Raw genomic sequence first — 20,288 nt, 5'->3', positions numbered from 1 at the left:
ACGAGAGCATTCCTTGCGCAAGGTGTCCTCCGGGCCTTGCGGGAATACCCCTACGGGGTATATCACTAGGAGGGAGAGAGGCCTAGCGGTGCGGCGATCCGTCCGGTGTATACCCCTGCGGGGTATGTTCCGGGGGAGAGGAGAGGGACATGAGCGCACAGGACCACGACGACGACCGACACCCCGAGGGGGACCGCCGCCGCGGCGCCCCCGCCCCACACCCGGCCACCCCCGCGGAGCACTCTGCGCACACCGGTCACGGCGGCCACGGGGACTCCGTCGGGCACACCGGCCACGCGGGCCGTGGTGATGCCTCCGGTCGCGGTGGCCGTGCCTCCGCGGACGGCACCGGTCACGCCGACCACCCGGGGCACGCCGGCCACATGGATCAGGAGGGCGGCGTCGCCGAGGACCACGCGGGCCACGGGGCGAGCTCGGGTCGCACGGGCCACGGTGAGGCCGCCGGCCACGGCGGTCACGCGCACCCCTCCGAGCACTCCGGGCACTCCGGGCAGGGCGGCCACGAAGGCCACGGGCACGGAGGACACGCGGGGCACGGCGGCGGTCACGGGGACCACGCGGCGATGTTCCGGACGCGGTTCTGGTGGAGCCTGCTGCTCAGCCTCCCCGTGGTGTTCACCAGCCACATGGTCTCCGGATGGCTGGGCTACCACGTGCCCTCCGCCCTCGCCTGGGTGCCGCCGGTACTGGGCACCGCCGTCTACCTCTACGGCGGTCGGCCCTTCCTCGCGGGGGTCGCGGGCGAGCTCAGGACCCGCAGGCCGGGGATGATGACCCTGGTCGCGATGGCCATCACCGTCGCCTTCGGCTCCAGCCTGCTGGCCACCTTCGGCGTGGTGGGCATGGCACTGGACTTCTGGTGGGAGCTGGTCCTGCTGGTCGTGGTGATGCTGCTCGGCCACTGGCTGGAGATGCGCGCCCTTGGCCAGGCCTCCGGCGCCCTGGAGGCGCTGGCCGCGCTGCTGCCGGACCGCGCCGAGCGGGTCGGCGCCGACGGAGCGGTCGAGGAGGTCGCCGTCTCCGACCTGGGCGCCGGCGACACCGTGCTGGTCCGCTCCGGCGGCCGGGTGCCCGCCGACGGCACCGTCGTGCAGGGTTCCGCGGCCGTGGACGAGTCCATGATCACCGGTGAGTCCCGCACCGTCACGCGGGGCTCCGGCGACCGGGTGGTCGCCGGGACCGTGGCCACCGACTCCGCCGTCCGGGTCCGGGTGGACGCGGTCGGCGAGGACACCACCCTGGCGGGCATCCAGCGGCTGGTCGCCGAGGCGCAGGCCTCCACCTCCCGCTCCCAGGTGCTGGCCGACCGCGCGGCGGGGCTGCTGTTCTGGTTCGCGCTGGGCGCCGCGGTCGTCACCGCCGTCGTCTGGTCGGTGCTGGGCGAGCCCACCGAGGCCGTCGAACGCACCGTCACGGTGCTGGTCATCGCCTGCCCGCACGCGCTGGGGCTGGCCATCCCGCTGGTCATCGCGATCTCCACGGCGCTGTCCGCGCGCAACGGCATCCTCGTCAAGGACCGGCTGGCACTGGAGCGCACCCGCCTGGTGGACACCGTCCTGTTCGACAAGACCGGCACCCTGACCAGGGGCGCCCCGGCCGTCATCGACCACGCCGCCGCGGCGGGCGGGGACGCCGACCGGGTGCTGGCCCTGGCGGGGGCGGTCGAGGGAGACTCCGAGCACCCGCTGGCCCGCGCCGTGGTCCGGGCCGCGCGGGAGGCGGGGGGCGTGCCCGCCGCCACCGGCTTCCGGTCGCTGACCGGCCGCGGGGTACGGGCCGAGGTGGACGGTGGGACCGTGCACGTGGGCGGCCCCGCGCTGCTGGAGTCCCTGGGCCTGACCGAGCCGGGGGACCTCGGGGAGCGCACCCGGCCCTGGCGGGAACGGGGCGCCACGGTGCTGCACGTGATCGCGGGGGACGCGGTCGCGGGGGCGATCGCCCTGGCGGACGAGGTGCGGCCCGAGTCCCGGGCGGCCGTGCGGCGGCTGAAGGAGCAGGGGGTGGCGGTGGCCATGGTCACCGGTGACGCCCGCAACGTGGCCGACGCGGTCGCCGCGGACCTGGGGCTGGACGAGGTGTTCGCGCAGGTCCTGCCGGACCAGAAGGACGCCGTGGTGCGCGACCTCCAGGAGCGCGGGCGCACGGTCGCCATGGTCGGCGACGGGGTCAACGACGCCCCGGCCCTGGCCAGGGCGGACGTCGGCATCGCGATCGGCGCGGGCACCGACGTGGCCATCGAGTCGGCCGGCGTGGTGCTGGCCTCCGACGACCCGAGGGGCGTCGTGGCGGTGCGCGGGCTGTCGCGGGCGAGCTACCGCAAGATGGTCCAGAACCTGGTCTGGGCGGCGGGGTACAACGTGCTCGCGGTGCCACTGGCGGCGGGTGTGCTGGCCCCGGTCGGCTTCGTGCTGGCCCCGGCTGTGGGCGCGGTGCTGATGAGCCTGTCGACGGTCATCGTGGCGCTCAACGCACAGCTGCTGCGGAGGGTGGACCTGTCGCAGGCCGAACGCTGAGCGGACCGCGGTGGCGGAGAGGGGTGGCGCGCAGACGCGCGGAGGGGGAGGATCGGAGGGTCGATCCTCCCCCTCTGTAGCGGGAAGGGGCGGTCGGCGAGGGCCACCGCCCCGCTTCGGATACGGGGCGGCGGCCCGCCCCTCTCAGGCCGCGGGGGCCGCCCTCGCCCACGCCGGGTCGTAGTCGGGGTGGCCGGCGTGGACCAGCGCCATGCAGGCGAGCACGCGGGCGGCGACGGCCGCGGCCGTCGCCTCGGCGCTCTCGGCCCACAGCTCGGAGCCCGATGACCAGGGCGGGTGGCCGTCGCCGTCGAACCAGCCGTCGAACCACCCGGTGGCGGCCTCCGCCCAGGCCAGGTCCTCCTCGGCGGAGGCCTCCCGGCGCAGGGCGTCGAGGACGGCCACCAGGGCGCGGTGGGAGCGTGCGACGGGGTCCCCGGGCGGGGCCTCCGCGATCCGGGCCCGGACGAAGCGCTCGAGCCGTTTTTCCGCACTTCCCATGTCATCTCCCCTCTCCGGGCGGCCGCAGCGAGTGCAGGTGCTCGGCCAGCACGCGGACGGCCCGATCCGCCGCGGCCCTCTGCTCCGGTGCCCCGACGAGGCCGTGCAGGGCGAGGCCGTCGACGAGCGCGTGCAGGCGGGCCGTCTCCAGGTCCACGTCGGCCCCGGAACGGATCCCGCCGGTGTCGCGCAGGTGGAGGACCACCAGGCGGCAGGCCTCGCGCAACCCCTGGTGGGCCTTGTCGCGGATGGCGCGCAGGCCCGGGTGGGCGGGCATCTCGGCGATGATCGCCACGTCCAGCTCCATCTCGGCCCGGCGGGTGTCGTCCAGCGGCAGGAACTCGTGGAGCACGTGCTCGGCCAGGGCGCGCGGGTCGGACAGGCCGAGGTGCCGCTCGACCCGCGACCTGGCGCGCTCGTAGACCAGCGACATGGAGAACTCCAGCAGCTCGGCCTTGCTGGGGAAGACGTGCCGTACGGAGCCGACGGCCAGGCCCGCCTCGGCCGCGACGGTGCGCACGGAGACGGCGGCGACACCCTCGCGCAGGATCACGCGCCAGACGGCCTCGGCGATCTCCTCCCTGCGGTGTCCGTGGTCGATCAACTTGGGCATGGGTACATGCTAGCACAACTGTGCTACTGTCCTGATACGGTTGTGCTACCAAAAACCCAGGAGGCCCCCGTGTCCGAGCTGATCGCCGAGAACCCCGTCGCCGCGGTGATCGTCATGTGCGAGGTCGGGCTGTGGGTGCTGCTCGGACTGGGGCTGGCCCTGCGCTACCTGTTCCGGTGGCGTCTCCTGAGCACGCTGGTGCTGTGGTCCATCCCGCTGCTGGACGTGGTGCTGGTGGCGGCGACCGCCCTGGACCTGCGCTCAGGCGCGCAGGCGGGTGCGATCCACGTTCTGGCCGCGGTGTACCTCGGGTTCAGCGTCGCGTTCGGGCCCGCGATCGTGCGGTGGGCGGACGTGCGGTTCGCCCACCGCTTCGCGGGCGGGCCCGCCCCGGTCCGGCCGCCCCGGCGGGGACCGGAGAAGCGCGCGCACCTGATGCGCGAGTGGTACCGCGTGGTGAACGCCGCCGCGATCGCCTCGGTCGCACTGCTCGTGCTGGTCGCCCTGTTCGCGGCGCCGGGGGACCGGGAGATGCTGCTGGGGTGGATCGGCCGCCTGTGGGTCGTGGTGGGCCTGTGGTTCGTGTTCGGCCCGCTCTGGGAGATCGGGAGCGGTGGGAGGCACGGATCCGGCGCCGCCGGGCGGGACCGGAGCGCCGCCCGGTAGCGCCCGGCCCCCACCCGCCGACGTGGGCGAAAGCCCCGGTCCTCGACCGGGGCGGTGGCGTCCGCGGGTGTCAGAACTGGTCGCCGCCGACGGCCTGGCCGATGGGGAACGTGTGGCGGGACGCCGCGCAGATCGTCTCCAGGGCGTGGATCGGGACGTCCTCCGTGGAGTAGCTGACACGGAGCACCTGCACCACCCACTCGCCGGGTATGTCCAGCAGGTCGGCCTCGTAGGGGGTCGCCGGGCGCGCGGTCAGTGTCTCGACCGCGTGGCCGAACCGGTGGCCCAGGTCCTCGATCGCGCTCTGGAGGGTGGGCAGTACGAAGCCCTCGCCGTCCAGGCGGGTGTTCTCGCCGACGTCCACGCGGAAGTACGAGGTCGAGATCCTGACCGGGACGTCGTTGGCCCAGAACATCTTCCGGCGGGCGATGACGCTGTCACCGGGCTCGGTCCGCAGGCCCAGGGCGACGTGCTCGCTTGCGGGCTCCTGGCCGACGAAGAGCATCTTCCGCTCCGGGACGAGCCCCTGCTGCTCGGCCTCGGTGAGGTACAGCGACCTGGAGGCGCGGGTGGCGGGCGGGGTCGGCAGTGCCCGCTGTACGAGCACGCTCGGTCTCGGCCCGGTCGGCCCGGTGGGCGCCCGGTGTTCGGGCTCGGCGGAGCCGGCCTTCTTCATCTGGGAGATCCGGCCGGGGGACACGCCCAGGTGCCGGGCGATGTCCTCCTGGAGCATGCCGCCCTGTTGCGCCTCGATGATCGCGGCCCTGCGGATGCGGGACAGTTCGACGCTCTGCCCCTGCAAGGTGGTCATGGCGGCTGACGCAGCACGGGCCCGGTCCAGCGGATCGGACATGGCGGCTATGTCGTGCAAAGTCCTTGCATCCAAGGCGAATCCTCACTTCAGGGTGCTCCACGGTCGACTTTAGCCCCCCTATTGCAGTGGGCGAAAGGGTGGGTTACTGTCGTCACATGCAAGGGTTTAGCCCCTGTAAAGCCAGCGGTCGAGTGCTGGCCGGTAGGCGGTGGAGCGGTTGGCGGTCACACCTCCAGTGTGCCCGACCCCGTTCGGCCCGAGCATGGCACCGGGCGGTCCGGCCTGGCGGTCACGACCGCGCGGTGCCCCTCCCGACGACGTCACTGCCGGGCCCCCGCCCGGCACCCTGACCGGAGGTGTGCGCGTATGGCGCGATACCGCTGCCCGAACAGCTCTGAGCCCGCGGCCGCGCGGTGCCCCGCCGACGGGGGCTCCCCGGCGGAGCGAGGCGCCCCGCGCCCCGGGCCCGCCGTGCACGGCGCCCGCCCGGGTGACCGGCCGCATCCGGCTCCGCCGCCCCGCGGAACCCGCTGACCCGCCGCGCAGAGACCACGGAGCCGACCATGGACAAGTCCGAACCCCGTTCCGGATACACCGATCCGGCCGACGATCCGATCCCGGACGACCTCACGGAGGAGGAGAAGAGCGCCGTCCGCCGCCAGGGCGAGTTCCTCGCCTGGCTGCGTTCCCTGCTGGACGACACCTCCGGCGGCGGCTGAACCGCCCGGACCCGTGCGCCCGGCTCCCGCCTCCCTCCCCGGTCGCACGGTCACCGCGGGCCGCCCGGCGCACCGGGCGGCCCCCGGAGGGCGCACGGCCGCCTCGCGGTGGCCGGTCCGCGGCCCGGGCCCGTGTGCGGGGGGCGGGGCCGTGCGGAGGTGCGGCGGGCTCCCGGCCCGGAGGGTCCCGCGGGCGGCTCGGCGGCCGGGCGGTCCCCATCCGGGCGCGCCGTGGACGGGCGGCCGCGGCCCCCGCCGCGGGGCCGCGGCTCCGGGTCCGGCCGGTTCTCGGTCCGTGCCCCTCGCCGGGTTCGAGTATTTTCGCGGGGTTTCCTGGAGGCGGGTCCGGTTCACAGAGGTGCCGGGCCGGGGTTTCACGTGAAACATCAGGCGGCGTCGCGTTCCGACTCCGGGTGGTCCAGGCAGGCGGCCATCGCCCGGCGCCACCGGTTGCCCCGCAGTCCCGGCTCCAGGGCCGCCAGGGTGGACGCGTACTTGGTGAACGACACCTCGCGGAATCCGAGGGCGTGCAGCCGCCGCTCGGTCTCCGTGAGCCCGCCGCGCGTCTTGACCTCCAGCAGCGCCCTGCCCGGGCGCATGGCGACGGACCATCCGCCGCGCCGCCCCACCAGCCCGGTGTCCACCGTGACGCGCTCCCGCCCGGAGAGCGCCACCGCGGTCGCCCGCCGGTAGTCGGTGACGGCGCTCGCCGTCAGCTCGTCCGGCGGCACGATCCCGTACGCGGTGAGGGTGTCGTCCAGGAAGCGCCGGGAGGCCGGGGTGAGCCGGTCGGGCGCCCCGTCGTGCTCCATCCGCACCTTGTCGGTGACCCCGCGCGCCCCCTTGAGCTTGATCTCGAACATCCGCGTCCCGGTGTCCTCGTAGGTCCGCACCCGCACCTTGTACCGCAGCCGCCGCCCCTGCCGGTGGTCCCGGAAGCAGCGCAGGTCGGGGGTGTCCAGGTAGGTGGAGGAGTACCGGAACGAGGTCCGCCCGCCGATGGTCAGCACCCCGAACCGGCCGGGGGAGAAGAGGTCGGAGACCACCTCTTCGGGCACCAGGTACTTGCGGCAGGTCCGGGTCACCAGGGCGGCCCGCGCGTTGATCTCCTCCAGGGACAGCGCGGGCAGCCCCGCCGGTCCGCTCACCGCCCCTCCCACCTGGAGGCCGAACCGCCGCGGGCGGGCAGCGCGCCCGGCACCGGCGACCGGAACCGCACGTCCACCACCATCAGGTCCCGCACGTAGTCGACCTCGACCACGTCCACCCGGGTCACCCGTGCCCGCAGCCGTGCGGACAGGTCCTGGCGCAGTGCCACCGGGTCCTCGTGGACCGCGTCCAGGGTGAGCATCCTCCGTTCGTGCCGGGACAGGAGACGGGGGTGGTCGGCCACGTACATCACGGTCAGCAGCAGGACGTTGAGCCCCAGCAGCACCCACGGCGCCGAGGCCGCCACCGCGTTGACCAGCCCCAGGGCGATGGCCGTGAAGTAGTACCCGATCTCTCCCTGGCTGATGAGGTCGGAGCGCAGCCGCAGGATCGACAGCACTCCGAACAGCCCGAACCCGACGGCCAGCCCCACCTCCTGACCGGTCATCATGGACACGACCGCGAAGATGCCGGTGTTGAGCGCCACGTAGGCGAGCAGCAGGTCCCGCCGGCCGTGGCGGCGGAAGTAGAGGACGTACGACAGCAGGGTGATCGCGACCAGATCGATCGCCAACGCGAACCAGAACATGGTGACCATCGTGGGCTGCCCGGGTGAGGCGCCCATGAGCTTCGCATGAGGGAATCCTCATCCCGGTGCCACCGACGCCGCCGCTCCCGGACACGGCGGGCCGGGGACGGGGTCCCCGGCCCCCGTGCCCGGGCTCAGTCCGCCAGCCGGTACCCCATACCGCGCACCGTCACGATCCGGTCCGCGCCCACCTTCCGGCGCAGCGCTCGCACGAACACGTCCACCACGTTCGACCCCGGGTCGTGGTCGTAGCCCCACACGTGCGACAGCATCTGCTGCCTGCTCAGCACCTGTCCGGGATGCCGCATCAGCAGCTCCAGCAGCGCGAACTCCCGGGCCGTCAGGTCCACCGTGTCGCCGTCGACCGCCACCCGCCGGGTGCGCAGGTCCAGGGCCAGCCCTCCGGCCCGGAGCACGGTCGTCTCGCCCGTCCGCTCGCGGCGCATACGCAGCCGCACCCGGGCCAGCAGCTCCTCGAACCGGAACGGTTTGGTGACGTAGTCGTCCGCCCCGATCTCCAGGCCGGTCACCGTGTCCCGCACCCCGTCGCGGGCGGTCAGGATCACCACCGGGACGTCCGCCCCCAGGGCGCGCACCCGACGCAGCACGTCGAACCCGTCGGTGTCGGGCAGGCCCAGGTCCAGCAGCATCAGGTCGAACCCGCCGGTGACCGCGTAGTCCACAGCCTCCGAGCCGGTGCCCACCACGGTCGTGGCGAATCCGCTCGCGGCCAGCCCCTTGCGGATGAACGAGGCGATCCTCTCCTCGTCCTCCACGATGAGGATTCGGCTCACATCTGCTCCCTTCCCCGGGGGATGACGAGGGTGAACGTGGAGCCCCGGCCGGGCTCCGACCGCAGGTCCACACGCCCGCGGTGCGCCTCCGCGATGGCCCGGACGATCGCCAGGCCCAGCCCGGCGCCGCCCCCGCCCGCGCGGGCGGCGCCGCCGCGGGAGAAGCGTCCGAAGATCCGGCCCTGCTCCTCGGGGGCGATGCCCGGGCCCTCGTCGGTGACCCAGAACAGCACGTCGGGGCCGTCGACCAGGGATCCGATCCGGATCGCGGACCCGGGCCCGCTGTACCGCACCGCGTTGGCCGCCAGCTGCACCATCGCCTGCGTGACGCGCTGCGCGTCGAGCCGCCACTCGCCCTCCGCCATGGCCTCCAGGCGCCATTCACGGTCGCCGAGCCGCCGTACGTGGGCGTCGATGTCACTGGTCAGCTCGGCCAGCGACACGGGTTCGGGGCGCACGAAGTCGGGCTGCTGGGACTTGGCGAGCAGCAGCAGGTCCTCGACGATACGGCCCATGCGGTCCAGCTCGTCGGTGACCAGGCGGATCACCTCGCGCCGCTCCTGCGGGTCGTCGCCCATGAGCTCCAGGTGCCCGCGCACGATGGTGATGGGGGTGCGCAGCTCGTGCCCGGCGTCGTCGACGAACCTCCGCTGCTCGATGAACGCGCCCTCCAGCCGGTCCAACATGCTGTTGAACTGCTGGGCCAGCGCGGCTATGTCGTCCCGCCCGGACACCTCGATGCGCCGGGTCAGGTCCTCCTCGGTGATCTCCGCGGCGGTCTGGCGCACCAGCCGGACGGGGGCGAGGATGCGTCCGGCCACCCACCAGGCGGCGGCCCCGGCTGCGAGCAGCCCGACCACGCTGACCAGGGCGATCGTCCGCACGGTCTCGGCGACGGCCGCCTGGTCGGGGTCGGTGAAGTAGCCGGTGACGAACCAGCCGTCCGCTCCGGCGGGGTCGGGGGAGCGCACCCGGACCTTGACCCACTCCATGGGGCCCGCCGGGGTCTCCAGGGTGCCGCGGCCGTTCGGGTCGTCGAGGATCGCGGCCACCGCGTCCGGGTCGGCGGACACGTCGAAGAGCGGCTCCTGCGCCTGGCGGATGCGTCCCGCCCGCTCGGCGGAGGAAGCGGCGGAGCCTCCCCCCGGGGCCGCGCCCGCGGACCCCGGGGCTCCCTCGACCCAGCCGAACAGGATCTCCGACGGGTACGGGTACTGCCGCTCCAGGTGGACCTCCATGAGTTCGGAGACCTCGGTGAAGGCCTCACCGGTCTCCGGGTTCCGGCCGACCTTGGCGAACTCCTGGAACTCGCCGAGCTCCTGGGTGAGCGCGCGGTCGGCGCGGTCGCCGACGCCGGTGCTCAGCGCGCTCCAGGTCACGAGCACGACCAGGAGCAGGGTCAGGGCCATGAGCAGGGCCACCCAGGCCATGATGATGAGCCGGGCGGGCAGGATCCGCCGGTGCCGGTGCACCCTGTCCGGGGCCTCGCGGAGCACCATGGTGGGGAACACCGCGGTGGTGCCGGAGGGCGCCCGGCGGGCGGCGGTGCCCAGGTCCTGCGTGGGGGAGTCCGGCCCGTCAGTCGTCATCGTCGTCCCCGTCGTCATCACAGCCGTCGTCGTCATCGTCGTCATCGTCGTCGTCCGCGCAGACCCCGGGGGAGGGCGTCGGGGACGCCCCGCCGCCCGGCGGCTCGGACGCCTCCGGTGACTCCTCCCGGTCGGTCACCGGCGGCGGGGGCGGGACGACGTCGCGGCCGCCGGCCGACACCTCCCCCTCCGGCACGGCGCCGGGGGACTCGCCCACGACGACCTCGCCGGGGGGCACCGGTTCGGCCCCACCCGAGGACAGGCTCCAGGCGATCCCCGCCCCCGCGAGCAGGACCGCGACCACGGCGGCCACCGCCGACGGCAACACCCATGCTGGTCTCATACTCCCCGAGCATCCCCGGGCCGGGCGAGCGTCCGATGAAACGCACATGAGGTTTTCCTCATCTCCGGACGCGCGGCGCCGGCGTCGGTGCCCGGCCCGGCGCCCGGCGCAGGCCGGCCTCCCCCCGCCGCTCCGGCACCGGGGTGGCCATGGTGTCGGCCGCCCCGGCCCCGCCGAGGTCGACGGGGACCCGGTCCTGCCGGCGCATCCGGCCCGGAACCCGGTGGACGGCGCCCTGTGCCGCAACACCGGCGGGACGGCGGGCGGGCGCTGGTGGAGGTGCGCCCGGGCGCGGTCCGGGAGGTGCCGCGGGTCACCGACGCCGGCCCGCGGGCGGGCGGCTCCGCCCGTCCGCACCGCGACCGGCCCGGCGGCGGCCCGGGACCGTCCAGCGTCCGTTCGGTCGCCGAGGCGCACGGCGGCGATGTGTCGGCGCCGCCCGGGCCCGGGGGCGGGCCCACCGCCACGGCCGGGCCCCCGCTCGGACGGGTGACGCATCCGGGGGTGACGCAACAACGCAACGAAAGCGCGGGCTCCCGCCGTTCCGGGTTTCGTCACACGGACGGGTTTCCGACACGCCCGGGGGCGCCGCCAACGAAAGCCGTCGGCGGCGCCCCGGCGGCCGGGGCGGCGGTCAGACGGGGCGCGGTTCGGCGCCCCGGTACAGGGCCGCCACCACGCCCTCGATGTCGGGCTCCCGCAGGGCGAGGTCGGCGATCTCGTGCCCCGCCGCGACCCGGCCGATCACGGCCGACGGGTTGTCCTCCAGCTCCAGCCACTGGCGGGGGCCCTCCGCCCGCACGCACCGAGCGCCCGCCACCTCCAGCGGCGGGGCGGGCTCGGCCAGGTCCACCACCAGCACCCGGGGTGTGGGCACGGCCGCGCGCAGCCCGTCCAGGTCGCCGTCGTAGGCCAGGGAGCCGTGGTCGATCACCACCACCCGGTCGCACAGGCGCTCCACGTCGCCCAGGTCGTGGGTGGTGAGCAGGATGGTGGTGCCCTCCTCGGCGTTCAGCCGCAGCAGGAACTCTCGGATGGTCGCCTTGCTCACCACGTCCAGGCCGATGGTGGGCTCGTCCAGGACCAGCAGGCGGGGGCCGTGCAGCAGCGCGGCGGTGAGGTCTCCGCGCATCCGCTGGCCCAGGCTGAGCTGGCGCACCGGCGTCGCCAGGAAGGGGCCCAGCTCGAGGAGCTCGGTGAGTTCGGCCAGCCGCCGGGCGTGGTCGGCGGCCGGGACGCGGTACATGTGCCGGGCCAGCTCCAGGCTGTCCTTCAGCGGCAGGTCCCACCACAGGGTGGTGCGCTGCCCGAACACCACCCCGATCCGTGCCGCCAGGCGGGTCCGCTCCCGGGAGGGCTCCATACCCAGCACCCGCAGGCGGCCGGAGGTGGGGGTGAGGATGCCGGTCAGCATCTTCATGGTGCTGCTCTTGCCCGCACCGTTGGGGCCCAGGTAGCCGACGATCTCCCCGGCCCGGACGGTGAGGTCGATGTCGCGCACCGCGGACACGGTGCGCCTGCGGCGGCGGAACAGCGGGCCCTCGGACAGCACGAAGTCGCGGCCCAGGCCGACCGCCTCGATGACGGTCTCGTCGGAGTGTGCACGGGTCATCTTCAGCTCCCGGTGGATCGGTAGTGGCGCAGGCCCAGCCGCCAAAGCAGGGCGGCGGCCGCGCAGGAGGCGGCGGCGACCAGGGGCGGCGCGTGGCGGAGGACGTCGGGCAGGCCGGTCGGGTCAGGCCGGTCCAGCAGGTACAGGACGGGCTGCCAGCCCACGAAGGCCAGGGGGACCGCGAAGGTGACGGCGTACACGATCTCCTTGCCGTAGATGGACAGCGGGTACTCGGTGAGGGCCTGCCCGCCGTAGGTCACCGAATTGGCGGCCTCGCGGGCGTCGGCGACGAAGAACTGGAGGCAGCTGCTCGCGGTCCAGATCGCGGCGGCGATCGCCACCCCGGACACCAGCAGGACCGCGAGCGTCAGGGCCTTGCCCGCCGTCCAGGCGATGTCGCAGTGGTGCAGGGCCGCCCCGGTGACCACCGCCGCCGGGACCACCCGGCCCAGGCGGCGCAGCGCGAACCGGTCGGTGGCGATCTGGACGAGGGGGGAGACCGGGCGCACGAGCATGACGTCGAGGCCGCCGCTGCGGATGTGCTGGCCCAGGCCGTCCACCATGCCCATGAGCATGTCGGCGAGGGCGAACACCAGGTTGGCCAGGCCCGCGATGAGCAGGCCCTCGGCCAGGGTGAAGCCGTCCAGGGCCCCGGCGTGCCGGAACACGACGAACACGGCGAAGATCTCGGCGATCGCGCCCAGCGAGGTCCCCAGGGTCATGAGCGCCAGGGAGGTCGGGTACTGGGCCAGCGCCCGGCTCCAGGTCCAGGCCAGCAGGAGGTAGACGCGGACCGGGCGGGTCACCCGTTCGAGGGGGCGCCCGGCGGGGCGCGTGAGGAGGTCAGCCACCCTGCACCACGACCTTCCGGGTGGCGAGGGAGGTGAGCCGGCCGCCCAGGAGCAGCAGCGCCGCCGCCCACCCGGCCTGGACGGCCAGGCCGCCGGCGACGGTCCCGCCCGGCAGGGTCTCCTTGTCGAGCATGATCTCGGCGGGGATCTGGATCATCGACGCCCACGGCAGGGCGCGCAGGACGTCGGCCACGGCCGGCGGGTAGAGGTTGAGCGGCAGCAGGACCCCGGCCGCCACCGGGCCGACCAGGCCGACCACGGCCCACAGGCCCCGGGTGTCCAGGATCCAGAACCCGGCCAGCTCGTAGAGGTAGCGCAGGGCGAACCCGATGACCGCGGCCAGGGCGACGGAGACGAGGAACAGCGCCCAGTGCCCGGGCGCGCCGGGAAGGAGCAGGTCGAACAGCGCCATTCCGACGAGGAAGGTGGGCACGCCGCGGAAGACGACGCTGAACGTGGCCCGGCCCAGGTCCTCGGCGAGCCACCAGCCCAGGAGGGGCACGGGGCGCAGCAGGTCGGTGCCCACGGCCCCGCTGCGGATGCGCTCGCCCAGGTCGAGCGGCGGACCCATGATCGCGACCGTGGCTATCAGGGCCTGGCAGACGAACACCTGGGTGACGGCGTCGGTCGCGTCGTACCCGTTGATCTCGGGGCGCACCGAGAAGAGGGCGAGCAGGACGGCGGCGTTGATGCAGCCGAAGACCGAGTTGGTGAGGATTCCGGCGAGTGTGGCCGCGCGGTAGGTGGAGTACCTGCGCAGGCCTCTTGTGTACACGGCTGAATAGACGCGCACGGGAAAAGACCCCCTGGGGACGTGCTGGATGGGAACTTCGTGCCCGATGGGCACGGTGTGTCCGGCACGTCCCTGATACGCGAGGGGCTCAGGTCCGGGTCGCCGCGAAGGGTGAAGATAACACGTTCACGCCGGAGGCGGATACCGGTTCGCCGGGCCCGTCCCGGCCCCCGGCTTCGGGGCGGGCCCGGCGCGACCGGGTCGGGCGGTTCCGCGGGGTCAGTGCGTGCGCTGTGCGCGCTCCGGCTCTCGGGGGGCGCCGAACCCGTGGTTCCCCAGGGTCCGGCGGAAGGCCTCCTCGGCGCGCCGGTCCGCGAGGACGGCGACGATCAGGAAGGTCAGTCCCAGTGCGGAGGCGACGGCGGTGGCGGGCATCGCCCAGGTCGCCTCCGGTCCGAAACCGCCGAGCAGGCCGGGAGGGGTGGGGCTGGCCAGGAGGATGACGGCGGCCACCGCGACGAATCCGGCCACGACGCCGAGGGCGATGAGCGCCCCCAGCGCGGCCGTGGAGCGGATCGGCCTCATCATGACCGTCACGGGGGCGCTCCGGTTCCGCTCCCGCTCCCTGGTCTCCCGGGTGTGTTCCACCCGGGTGCGGTCTTCGGTGTTCTCGGCCTCCGGCGTGGGGGCGGCCGCGATGCTGGTCGTCATGCCCGTCGAGGTGAGCCCGGCAGGGATCTTCATACGTTCTCCCAAGGTCCGTCACTCTGTTCTTGCTGCTCGTCCGTGAAGACACGGTCGGGCTTGATCAACTCACGCCCTAATCTATGTGATCTGGTTCACCTTCCCGCTCAGCGGAAAAACATTTACCGCGGACGGTGATTTTACGTTCACTCCTATCGGGGCGGAGGTTGCACAGGGGTTGCGCGACCTGCGGGCACGGCGTCCGCCCGGCCCCGGTCGCCCTCGCCCGCCCGGCGTGCGGCCGCCGGCTCCGGGGGCGGCGCCTCCTCGGCGGGGAGGGCCCCGGGCTCCCCCGTACCGGGCTCCCTCGTGCGGGGCGCTCCTTCCGTGCGGTCGCCCGGGAGGGCGTGGAGGGGCCGGAGGGGTTCCCGGCGGCGCTTCGGCGGTGCGCGTCCCGCGTTCTCCGGTGTTTCGACGGGTACTCTTCGTAGTCATTCGGGTGCGAAGAGTGGGTGAGCTGTGTCGGGTGACCGCAGGGGGGATGCCGCCGCGCCGCCGGCACAGGGCACCGAGGTGCCCGAGGCGGTACTGGTCGAGCGCGCGCAGGACGGCGACGAGGTGTCGTTCGAGACCCTGCTGCGGCGGTACCAGGACGTGGTCTACCGCATCGCGCTGCGCATCCTGCGCGATCCCGGGGACGCCCGGGACGCCGCCCAGGAGGCACTCATCACGGCCTGGCGCAAACTCCCCGAACTGAACGACTCCACGGCGTTCGGCCCGTGGCTCAAGCGCATCGCCGGACGCCGGGCCCTCAACGCCCTGCGCGCGCGGACCGAGACCGAGCCGATCGACGAGCAGGGCGCCCTCGACCCCCGGGCGGGGCCCGAGACCGAGGCCCTGGCCGGCGACCTGCGCGGGGCGCTCTTCCAGGCCCTGGCCGGCCTGCCCCCGGGGCAGAGCACATGCTGGGTCCTACGGGAAATGGAAGGATGGGGATATGAAGAGATAGCAGAAGTCGTCGACGCGACCCCGACCGCCGTGCGTGGGCGGATCCACCGCGCCCGCGCCCATCTCGTGAAGGCCCTTGCACCATGGCGCTAGAACCGCCCGACGACGGCGCTGACGGTCTCCTCCCCTGCGGCAACGGTGAGGACGCGCTGGTGCGGAACCTCGTGGAAGGCCGCACCACGGAGCACGAGGCCCACTGCCCGCACTGCCGGGCCGCCACCCGCGACCTCGCCCCGCTGGTCTCCGTCCTGCGCGAACCCGGGACGGACGCGGTCGCCGCCCCCGCCGGACTCGTCGACGACGTCATGCGCGTCATCCGCGCCGACCGGGGCCGGCGCACCCTCGTCCTGGGCGGCCCGGGACCGGGGACGACCCGGATCCGGGAGTCCGCCGTCGCGGCCCTGGCGCGCTTCGCCGCCCGCGGCGCGCCCGGGACGCTCGTCGGCCGCTGCCGGGTGGGCCGGGAACGGGACGGGCTCTCGGTGGCCCTGGCGGTCCGGGTCGCCCACGGCACCCCCATCGCGGAGGCCGCCGAAGACCTGCGCCGGGCCGTGCGCGACGTCCTGGAGGACCGGCTGGGACTGCCGGTCCTCCGGATCGACGTCGAGGTCGTCGGGCTCATCGAGGCCGACTGACCGGGTCCGGGCGGCATCCGGAACCCGTCCGGACCGGTGGCCGTGACCGGACTCACCCATCGGCGTTACCGCTCCGTCATCGGCCGGAGCACGGGCGCAACGTCGGCTTGGCACCGTCGCTCCCATGGATGCTTTCGAAGGCCACCACCGAACCGACGACCGGCGCACCGGCTTCCTGGGCCGGGAGGCCCTCGACTTCGGGGTCCTGCTGCTCGCCGCCGGGGCGGCCCACCTGGTGGTGCTCTCCCTGGGCCACAGCGACGGCGGAGCCCGTACCCTGCTCGCAGTCGGGGCGGTACTCGTCCTGGCCTCCGGTCTGCACCGCTGGTACCGGCACCGGCGCGCCCCGGCCGCGGCGGTGCCCGGGAACGCGGCCGTCCGCCGCGCGTACCGGGTCCCGTCCGCCGACGACCCGCTCGGCGACCGCCTGTGGAGCGTGCGGGTCACCGTCGCGGACGTTCCCGGCGGTCTCGCCGCGCTCACCGCCGGGTTCGCGGCTCTGGGGATCGACATCCGCCTCATGCACGTCCACCCCGCCGGGACCGAAGCCGTCGACGAGTTCTTCGTCAGCGCCCCCGCGCGCGTGGGCGCGCACGCCCTGCACGCCGCCGTCCGGGAGGCGGGCGGCCGCGACGCCATCGTGCGCACCGCCGACCCGCACGAGCTCAGCGACACCACCAGCCGGACCCTGGCCCTGGTCGGCGCACTCGCGTCCGGGGACACCAGCCTGGAGGACTCGTTGCTGTCCCTGGCCGCGGCCCAGCGGGTCGACACCGCGGAGGCGCCGCCCCCCGGCCTGGGGGGCGAGGACCTGTCCGGCACCGTCATGACCCTGCCGGCCCCCGACGGCCGGGTGCTCGTCGTCCGGCGCTCCGGGGCTCCCTTCACCTCGGTGGAGTTCGCCCGCTGCCGGGCGCTCGCCCAGGTCGCCGCCACCCTGCGGAGCCGGACCGCCGGCTCCTGACGGGCGGGGGAGGGACCGGCGCGAACCGGAGCGGCCGGGTGCGCGTCGCACCGGGGGTGGGCCGTACGGGCCCGCCCCGAACCCCGGAGGAGCATGACCGACAACGACCCCCTGGCCGCGGCACGGGAGGCCCTGGCCCAGGGGGAACCCTCACGCGCCGTCCTCTCCCTGCGCCCTGCGGCCGACGGACTCCCGCTGCCCGGCCTGGTCGCGCTGGTGCGCGACGCCTCCCGGGCCCTGGGCGCGGACGGCCTGGCCGCGGCCGCCGACGCCCTGCTCGACGACACCGACGGGCCCAAGGCCCTCTACGACTTCGGATACGCCGCCATCGAGGCGGGGATCCCCTTCGTCGCGGTCCCCGCGCTGCGCCGGGCCCGGGGCCTGGCCCCCGACGTCCTGCCCATCCTGTGGGAGCTGGCCTCCGCGCTGGAGGACGGCCACCGGCACGCGGAGGCCGCCGACGCCCTGCGCGGATGGGCCGGCGAGCTGCCCGACTGGCCCGGGCGCTACCTGATCGCCTTCAACTCCCTGGCCGCGGGGGACCTCGCCGGGGCCGGAGAGGCCCTGGCCGGCCTGCCGGCTCCGCGGGACCCCGACTGGGAGCCCGCCCGCGCACGGGTCCAGGCCATGGCGGACCGGGCCGGGGCCGCCGCCCAGGCGGGCCCGCTGGACGGCTCCGACCTGCGCGGATGGCATTTCGCCCTGCACGGGGGAGTGGTCGCCCACCTGTCCCCCTTCGGCTTCGAGGAGCCCATGCGGGGACGCTACGCCTTCGTCTCCGACGACTACTCGTACTGCCGCACCGGACTGGAGCGGCTGCGGCTGGTGCTGGAGGCGGCCGGACGCGCGCCGGAGGGGGTCATGGCGCTGCCCGACCGGGACAGCACGGTCCTGGGCCTGGCCGCCTCCCGCCTGCTCGGCCTGCCGCTGCTGCCGGTGGACCCGGCGCGGCCGGGGGCCCTGGTGGTGGCCTACGACCTCGACGCCGCCGACCCGGAGCTGCGCGCGGCGCTGTTCGAACGGCCGGACGGGCAGATCCTCTTCGAGCACGCCGCGGGCTGGGTCCGCCCCTCGGGCCCGGCGGCGGACGTGGTGACCCTGCTCCACCAGACCGCCCACCGCCCCTGGGGGGAGCGGATGCGGGTGGCGGATCCGCAGAACCCCGGCGGAGGTGTGGAGACGGTGCCGGCGGACGAGCGCCCGGAGGCGGAGCTGGCCGAGGAGGTCCTCGCGGCCGAGCCCGTGACCGGTGAGAACGGCGAGGACGGACCGCCGGACACGGTGGACGTGCTCACGGGGTTCACCGGGGCGGTGGCCGGGCACTGGGCCCGGGGCGCCCGGCGCTGGCGGGCGGACACACCGGGGCCGGTGCGCAGCGCGTACTTCGGCTGACCCCTCCGGGGGCGCGGGTCCGGGGGCGCGGGTCCCGGGGCGCGGGCCCCGGGGCCGTGCGGTCCGGGGGCCGTGTCTTCGTCCACAGGCTGTGGAAAATCCCCCATGATCCGCCACGGGCGGGTACAAGGGAAATATGCCGACCCCCACAACACACTCCCTCACGACCCTCCGATCCCCGGTCCGGCTGCTCGCGGCACTGGTCGCCGCACTGCTGACCGCCCTCCTGTTCTCCCCGGCGCCCGCGCACGCGGCCGCCCGGGAGCTGCGCAACGGCGACTCCGGCCGGGCCGTCGCCCGGCTCCAGGAGGAGCTGCTCGGCCTCGGCTACTGGCTCGACGGCGCCGACGGCGAGTTCGGGCCCAACACAGCCCAGGCGGTGCTCGCCCTCCAGAAGGCCGCGGGCATCGACCGCGACGGCGTGGTCGGCCCGGACACCCGGGCCGCACTGGCCGACGGGGTCCGACCATCGGCGGACTCCTCCGGCGACGCGCTGGAGATCGACCTGGAGCGCCAGCTGCTCCTGGTGGTCTCCGGCGGGGAGGTGGAGTACACGCTCAACACCTCCACCGGGTCCGGGAAGCCCTACCTCGGGGCCGACGGCTCCGAGCGGGTCGCGGTCACCCCGACCGGCACCTACACGGTGTTCCGGCAGGTGTCCGGCTGGGACCCGGGGCCCTACGGCGCGCTGTACGCACCGATGTACTTCAACGGCGGCATCGCCGTCCACGGGTACACGAGCGTCCCGGCGTACCCGGCCTCCCACGGCTGTGCGCGCGTGAGCCTGCCCGCCATGGACTGGCTGCGGCAGGAGGGCCACATCGCGGTGGGCACCACCGTCCTCGTCCGCTGACCGGCTCCGGTGCGGCCGGGGCCCGCGGCCCCGAGCCCGTGGTCCCCGGCCGCCCCCGTGCCGGACGGGGCGGGACCGACCCCCGGCATTCATCCGCCGGTGGGGTGGCCGGGGGCGGCCACGGGAAGGAGAGGACACGGCCGGGCGGAGGGACCGCCCGGGCCCGCGAAGGGGACCCTCATGCCTTTCCAGATCGCCACCGAACCCGGCCGCGCCGACCGCCCCAACGAGGACTTCGCCGCGGTGACCGCGCACTGCGCGGTACTGCTGGACGGGGTGAGCGGGCCGCCCGACGGAGACGGCGGCTGTTCCCACGGGGTGGCCCGGCACGTCCGGTGGCTGGGCGGCCTGCTGCTGGCCGGCATCGACGCGGGACGGCCGCTGCGCGCCGCGCTGGCCGAGGCGATAGGGGCGGCGGCGGCCCTGCACTCCGGCACCTGCGACCTCGCCCGCCGGGACACCCCGTCCGCGACCGTGGTCGCCGTCCGCATCGTCCCCGGCGGGGATTCCGGAGGCGCCGCCCCCGGCGGCCCGGCCGAGAACGGAGCGCCCCCGGCGGGGAGCCCGGACGGGCCCGGGGGCGGGGACCGCGCCGCGCACGGACCGGGGCGGCTGGAGTACCTGGTGCTGTCCGACTCCGTCCTGCTGCTCGCCGATCCCCGGCCCCTGCCCGGCGCGGCCGATCCGGACGGGCGGGGCGGGGTGGTCCGGACCGTGGACGGGGTCGGCCTGGTGGCCGACACCCGGCTGGACGCCCTCCGGACCGACCTGCGCCGCCGCGGCGAGGCACCGGAGGCGCTCCGCGCGCTGCGCGGTGTCCCGGGCGGGTTCTGGACGGCGGGATCCGACCCCCGGGCCGCAGACGAGGCGTACACCGGGACGGCCCGGCTCGACCGGTTCGCCCTCATGACCGACGGGGCGACCCGTGCGGTGGAGGTCTTCGGCGACCTGGATTGGGGACAGGCCTTCTCCCTGGTTTCGGACAAGGGTCCCCGGGCGCTGATCGAGCGGGTGCGCGCCCTGGAGGACGCCGACCCGCAGGGGCGCTCCCATCCCCGCGGCAAGGTCCGCGACGACGCGACCGTCGTCCGCTGGTCCCCGGAGGGCCTTGCTTCCTAGGCGATCGCGGACGCGGCGGGACCGGCGGTGCGGACCGGTCCGTGCGCCCGCTCCGCCGACCGTTCCGGGAGGCCGTCCCGCGCTCCGCATCTTCGATTTTCGGCCGTCCTTAATGTTGGTATTCGG

Annotated in this window: 21 protein-coding genes; 9 read left to right on the top strand and 12 right to left on the bottom strand. The window is 74.9% G+C overall.

The window, feature by feature from the left end:
• Window positions 1-584 precede the first annotated feature (584 nt).
• Window positions 585-2,534 (top strand): heavy metal translocating P-type ATPase, encoded by a 1,950-nt coding sequence (locus tag ACSUPR_RS15500; protein WP_436892025.1) that lies wholly within the window; start codon window positions 585-587, stop codon window positions 2,532-2,534.
• A 144-nt stretch (window positions 2,535-2,678) separates the two neighbouring features.
• On the opposite strand, the gene ACSUPR_RS15495 is transcribed toward ACSUPR_RS15500, so the two are convergent.
• Together ACSUPR_RS15495 and ACSUPR_RS15490 are read right to left on the bottom strand one after the other, a co-directional pair.
• Window positions 2,679-3,035, bottom strand: a complete 357-nt coding sequence (locus ACSUPR_RS15495) for a hypothetical protein (RefSeq protein WP_436885328.1) — start codon at window positions 3,033-3,035, stop codon at window positions 2,679-2,681.
• Between the two features lies 1 nt (window position 3,036).
• Window positions 3,037-3,648: a TetR/AcrR family transcriptional regulator gene (locus ACSUPR_RS15490; protein ID WP_436885327.1), complete on the bottom strand. Its 612-nt coding sequence runs from the start codon at window positions 3,646-3,648 to the stop codon at window positions 3,037-3,039.
• A 69-nt stretch (window positions 3,649-3,717) separates the two neighbouring features.
• Between ACSUPR_RS15490 and ACSUPR_RS15485 the strand changes: the two genes are divergently transcribed.
• Complete coding sequence (locus ACSUPR_RS15485; RefSeq protein ID WP_436885326.1) at window positions 3,718-4,314, top strand: hypothetical protein; 597 nt, start codon at window positions 3,718-3,720, stop codon at window positions 4,312-4,314.
• Between the two features lie 70 nt (window positions 4,315-4,384).
• On the opposite strand, the gene ACSUPR_RS15480 is transcribed toward ACSUPR_RS15485, so the two are convergent.
• Window positions 4,385-5,125, bottom strand: coding sequence for a GntR family transcriptional regulator (locus ACSUPR_RS15480; protein ID WP_436885325.1), 741 nt, complete (start codon window positions 5,123-5,125; stop codon window positions 4,385-4,387).
• A gap of 566 nt (window positions 5,126-5,691) precedes the next feature.
• Here ACSUPR_RS15480 and ACSUPR_RS15475 point away from each other — a divergent pair.
• Entirely contained in the window at window positions 5,692-5,847 is a 156-nt protein-coding gene (locus ACSUPR_RS15475) for a hypothetical protein (RefSeq protein ID WP_436885324.1), read from the top strand.
• Window positions 5,848-6,233: 386 nt separating this feature from the next.
• On the opposite strand, the gene ACSUPR_RS15470 is transcribed toward ACSUPR_RS15475, so the two are convergent.
• The 9 genes from ACSUPR_RS15470 to ACSUPR_RS15430 all read right to left on the bottom strand — a co-directional run bounded on the left by ACSUPR_RS15470 (window position 6,234) and on the right by ACSUPR_RS15430 (window position 14,251).
• On the bottom strand, window positions 6,234-6,995 hold the full coding sequence (locus ACSUPR_RS15470) for a polyphosphate polymerase domain-containing protein (protein WP_436885323.1): 762 nt from the start codon (window positions 6,993-6,995) through the stop codon (window positions 6,234-6,236).
• On the bottom strand, window positions 6,992-7,585 hold the full coding sequence (locus ACSUPR_RS15465; protein ID WP_436892024.1) for a DUF4956 domain-containing protein: 594 nt from the start codon (window positions 7,583-7,585) through the stop codon (window positions 6,992-6,994). The genes ACSUPR_RS15470 and ACSUPR_RS15465 overlap by 4 nt, the downstream gene beginning before the upstream one ends.
• Before the next feature lie 134 nt (window positions 7,586-7,719).
• Window positions 7,720-8,379 carry a response regulator transcription factor gene (locus ACSUPR_RS15460; protein ID WP_436885322.1) on the bottom strand — a complete coding sequence of 220 codons (660 nt, stop codon included), beginning with the start codon at window positions 8,377-8,379 and terminating at the stop codon, window positions 7,720-7,722.
• A complete protein-coding gene (locus tag ACSUPR_RS15455) occupies window positions 8,376-9,968 on the bottom strand; it encodes a sensor histidine kinase (RefSeq protein ID WP_436892023.1) in 1,593 nt (530 codons plus the stop codon). Before ACSUPR_RS15455 ends, ACSUPR_RS15460 begins: the two co-directional genes overlap by 4 nt.
• Window positions 9,958-10,311 carry a hypothetical protein gene (locus tag ACSUPR_RS15450; protein WP_436885321.1) on the bottom strand — a complete coding sequence of 118 codons (354 nt, stop codon included), beginning with the start codon at window positions 10,309-10,311 and terminating at the stop codon, window positions 9,958-9,960. The genes ACSUPR_RS15455 and ACSUPR_RS15450 overlap by 11 nt, the downstream gene beginning before the upstream one ends.
• A gap of 634 nt (window positions 10,312-10,945) precedes the next feature.
• A complete protein-coding gene (locus tag ACSUPR_RS15445; RefSeq protein ID WP_436885320.1) occupies window positions 10,946-11,923 on the bottom strand; it encodes an ABC transporter ATP-binding protein in 978 nt (325 codons plus the stop codon).
• 2 nt (window positions 11,924-11,925) lie between these two features.
• Window positions 11,926-12,774 (bottom strand): ABC transporter permease, encoded by an 849-nt coding sequence (locus ACSUPR_RS15440; protein ID WP_436885319.1) that lies wholly within the window; start codon window positions 12,772-12,774, stop codon window positions 11,926-11,928.
• Window positions 12,767-13,567 (bottom strand): ABC transporter permease, encoded by an 801-nt coding sequence (locus ACSUPR_RS15435; protein ID WP_436885318.1) that lies wholly within the window; start codon window positions 13,565-13,567, stop codon window positions 12,767-12,769. Before ACSUPR_RS15435 ends, ACSUPR_RS15440 begins: the two co-directional genes overlap by 8 nt.
• Window positions 13,568-13,786: 219 nt before the next feature.
• Window positions 13,787-14,251, bottom strand: a complete 465-nt coding sequence (locus ACSUPR_RS15430; protein WP_436885317.1) for a hypothetical protein — start codon at window positions 14,249-14,251, stop codon at window positions 13,787-13,789.
• A gap of 459 nt (window positions 14,252-14,710) precedes the next feature.
• Between ACSUPR_RS15430 and ACSUPR_RS15425 the strand changes: the two genes are divergently transcribed.
• The 6 genes from ACSUPR_RS15425 to ACSUPR_RS15400 all read left to right on the top strand — a co-directional run bounded on the left by ACSUPR_RS15425 (window position 14,711) and on the right by ACSUPR_RS15400 (window position 20,162).
• Window positions 14,711-15,292, top strand: coding sequence for an RNA polymerase sigma factor (locus ACSUPR_RS15425; protein ID WP_436885316.1), 582 nt, complete (start codon window positions 14,711-14,713; stop codon window positions 15,290-15,292).
• Complete coding sequence (locus tag ACSUPR_RS15420; protein WP_436885315.1) at window positions 15,283-15,834, top strand: hypothetical protein; 552 nt, start codon at window positions 15,283-15,285, stop codon at window positions 15,832-15,834. The genes ACSUPR_RS15425 and ACSUPR_RS15420 overlap by 10 nt, the downstream gene beginning before the upstream one ends.
• Window positions 15,835-15,958: 124 nt before the next feature.
• The gene (locus ACSUPR_RS15415) at window positions 15,959-16,798 is read left to right on the top strand and encodes an ACT domain-containing protein (protein WP_436885314.1); all 840 of its coding nucleotides are present in this window, start codon (window positions 15,959-15,961) and stop codon (window positions 16,796-16,798) included.
• Window positions 16,799-16,891: 93 nt separating this feature from the next.
• A complete protein-coding gene (locus ACSUPR_RS15410; RefSeq protein WP_436885313.1) occupies window positions 16,892-18,190 on the top strand; it encodes a hypothetical protein in 1,299 nt (432 codons plus the stop codon).
• Between the two features lie 136 nt (window positions 18,191-18,326).
• Complete coding sequence (locus tag ACSUPR_RS15405; protein ID WP_436885312.1) at window positions 18,327-19,043, top strand: L,D-transpeptidase family protein; 717 nt, start codon at window positions 18,327-18,329, stop codon at window positions 19,041-19,043.
• A gap of 180 nt (window positions 19,044-19,223) precedes the next feature.
• Window positions 19,224-20,162 (top strand): hypothetical protein, encoded by a 939-nt coding sequence (locus tag ACSUPR_RS15400; RefSeq protein WP_436885311.1) that lies wholly within the window; start codon window positions 19,224-19,226, stop codon window positions 20,160-20,162.
• Window positions 20,163-20,288 lie beyond the last annotated feature (126 nt).

Origin of the sequence: Nocardiopsis dassonvillei (assembly GCF_964273065.1) — a bacterium.
In the GTDB taxonomy this organism is placed as follows: domain Bacteria; phylum Actinomycetota; class Actinomycetes; order Streptosporangiales; family Streptosporangiaceae; genus Nocardiopsis; species Nocardiopsis dassonvillei_B.
Note: the sequence above shows the minus strand (reverse complement) of the source record. Positions and strands in the feature narration are given on the sequence as shown.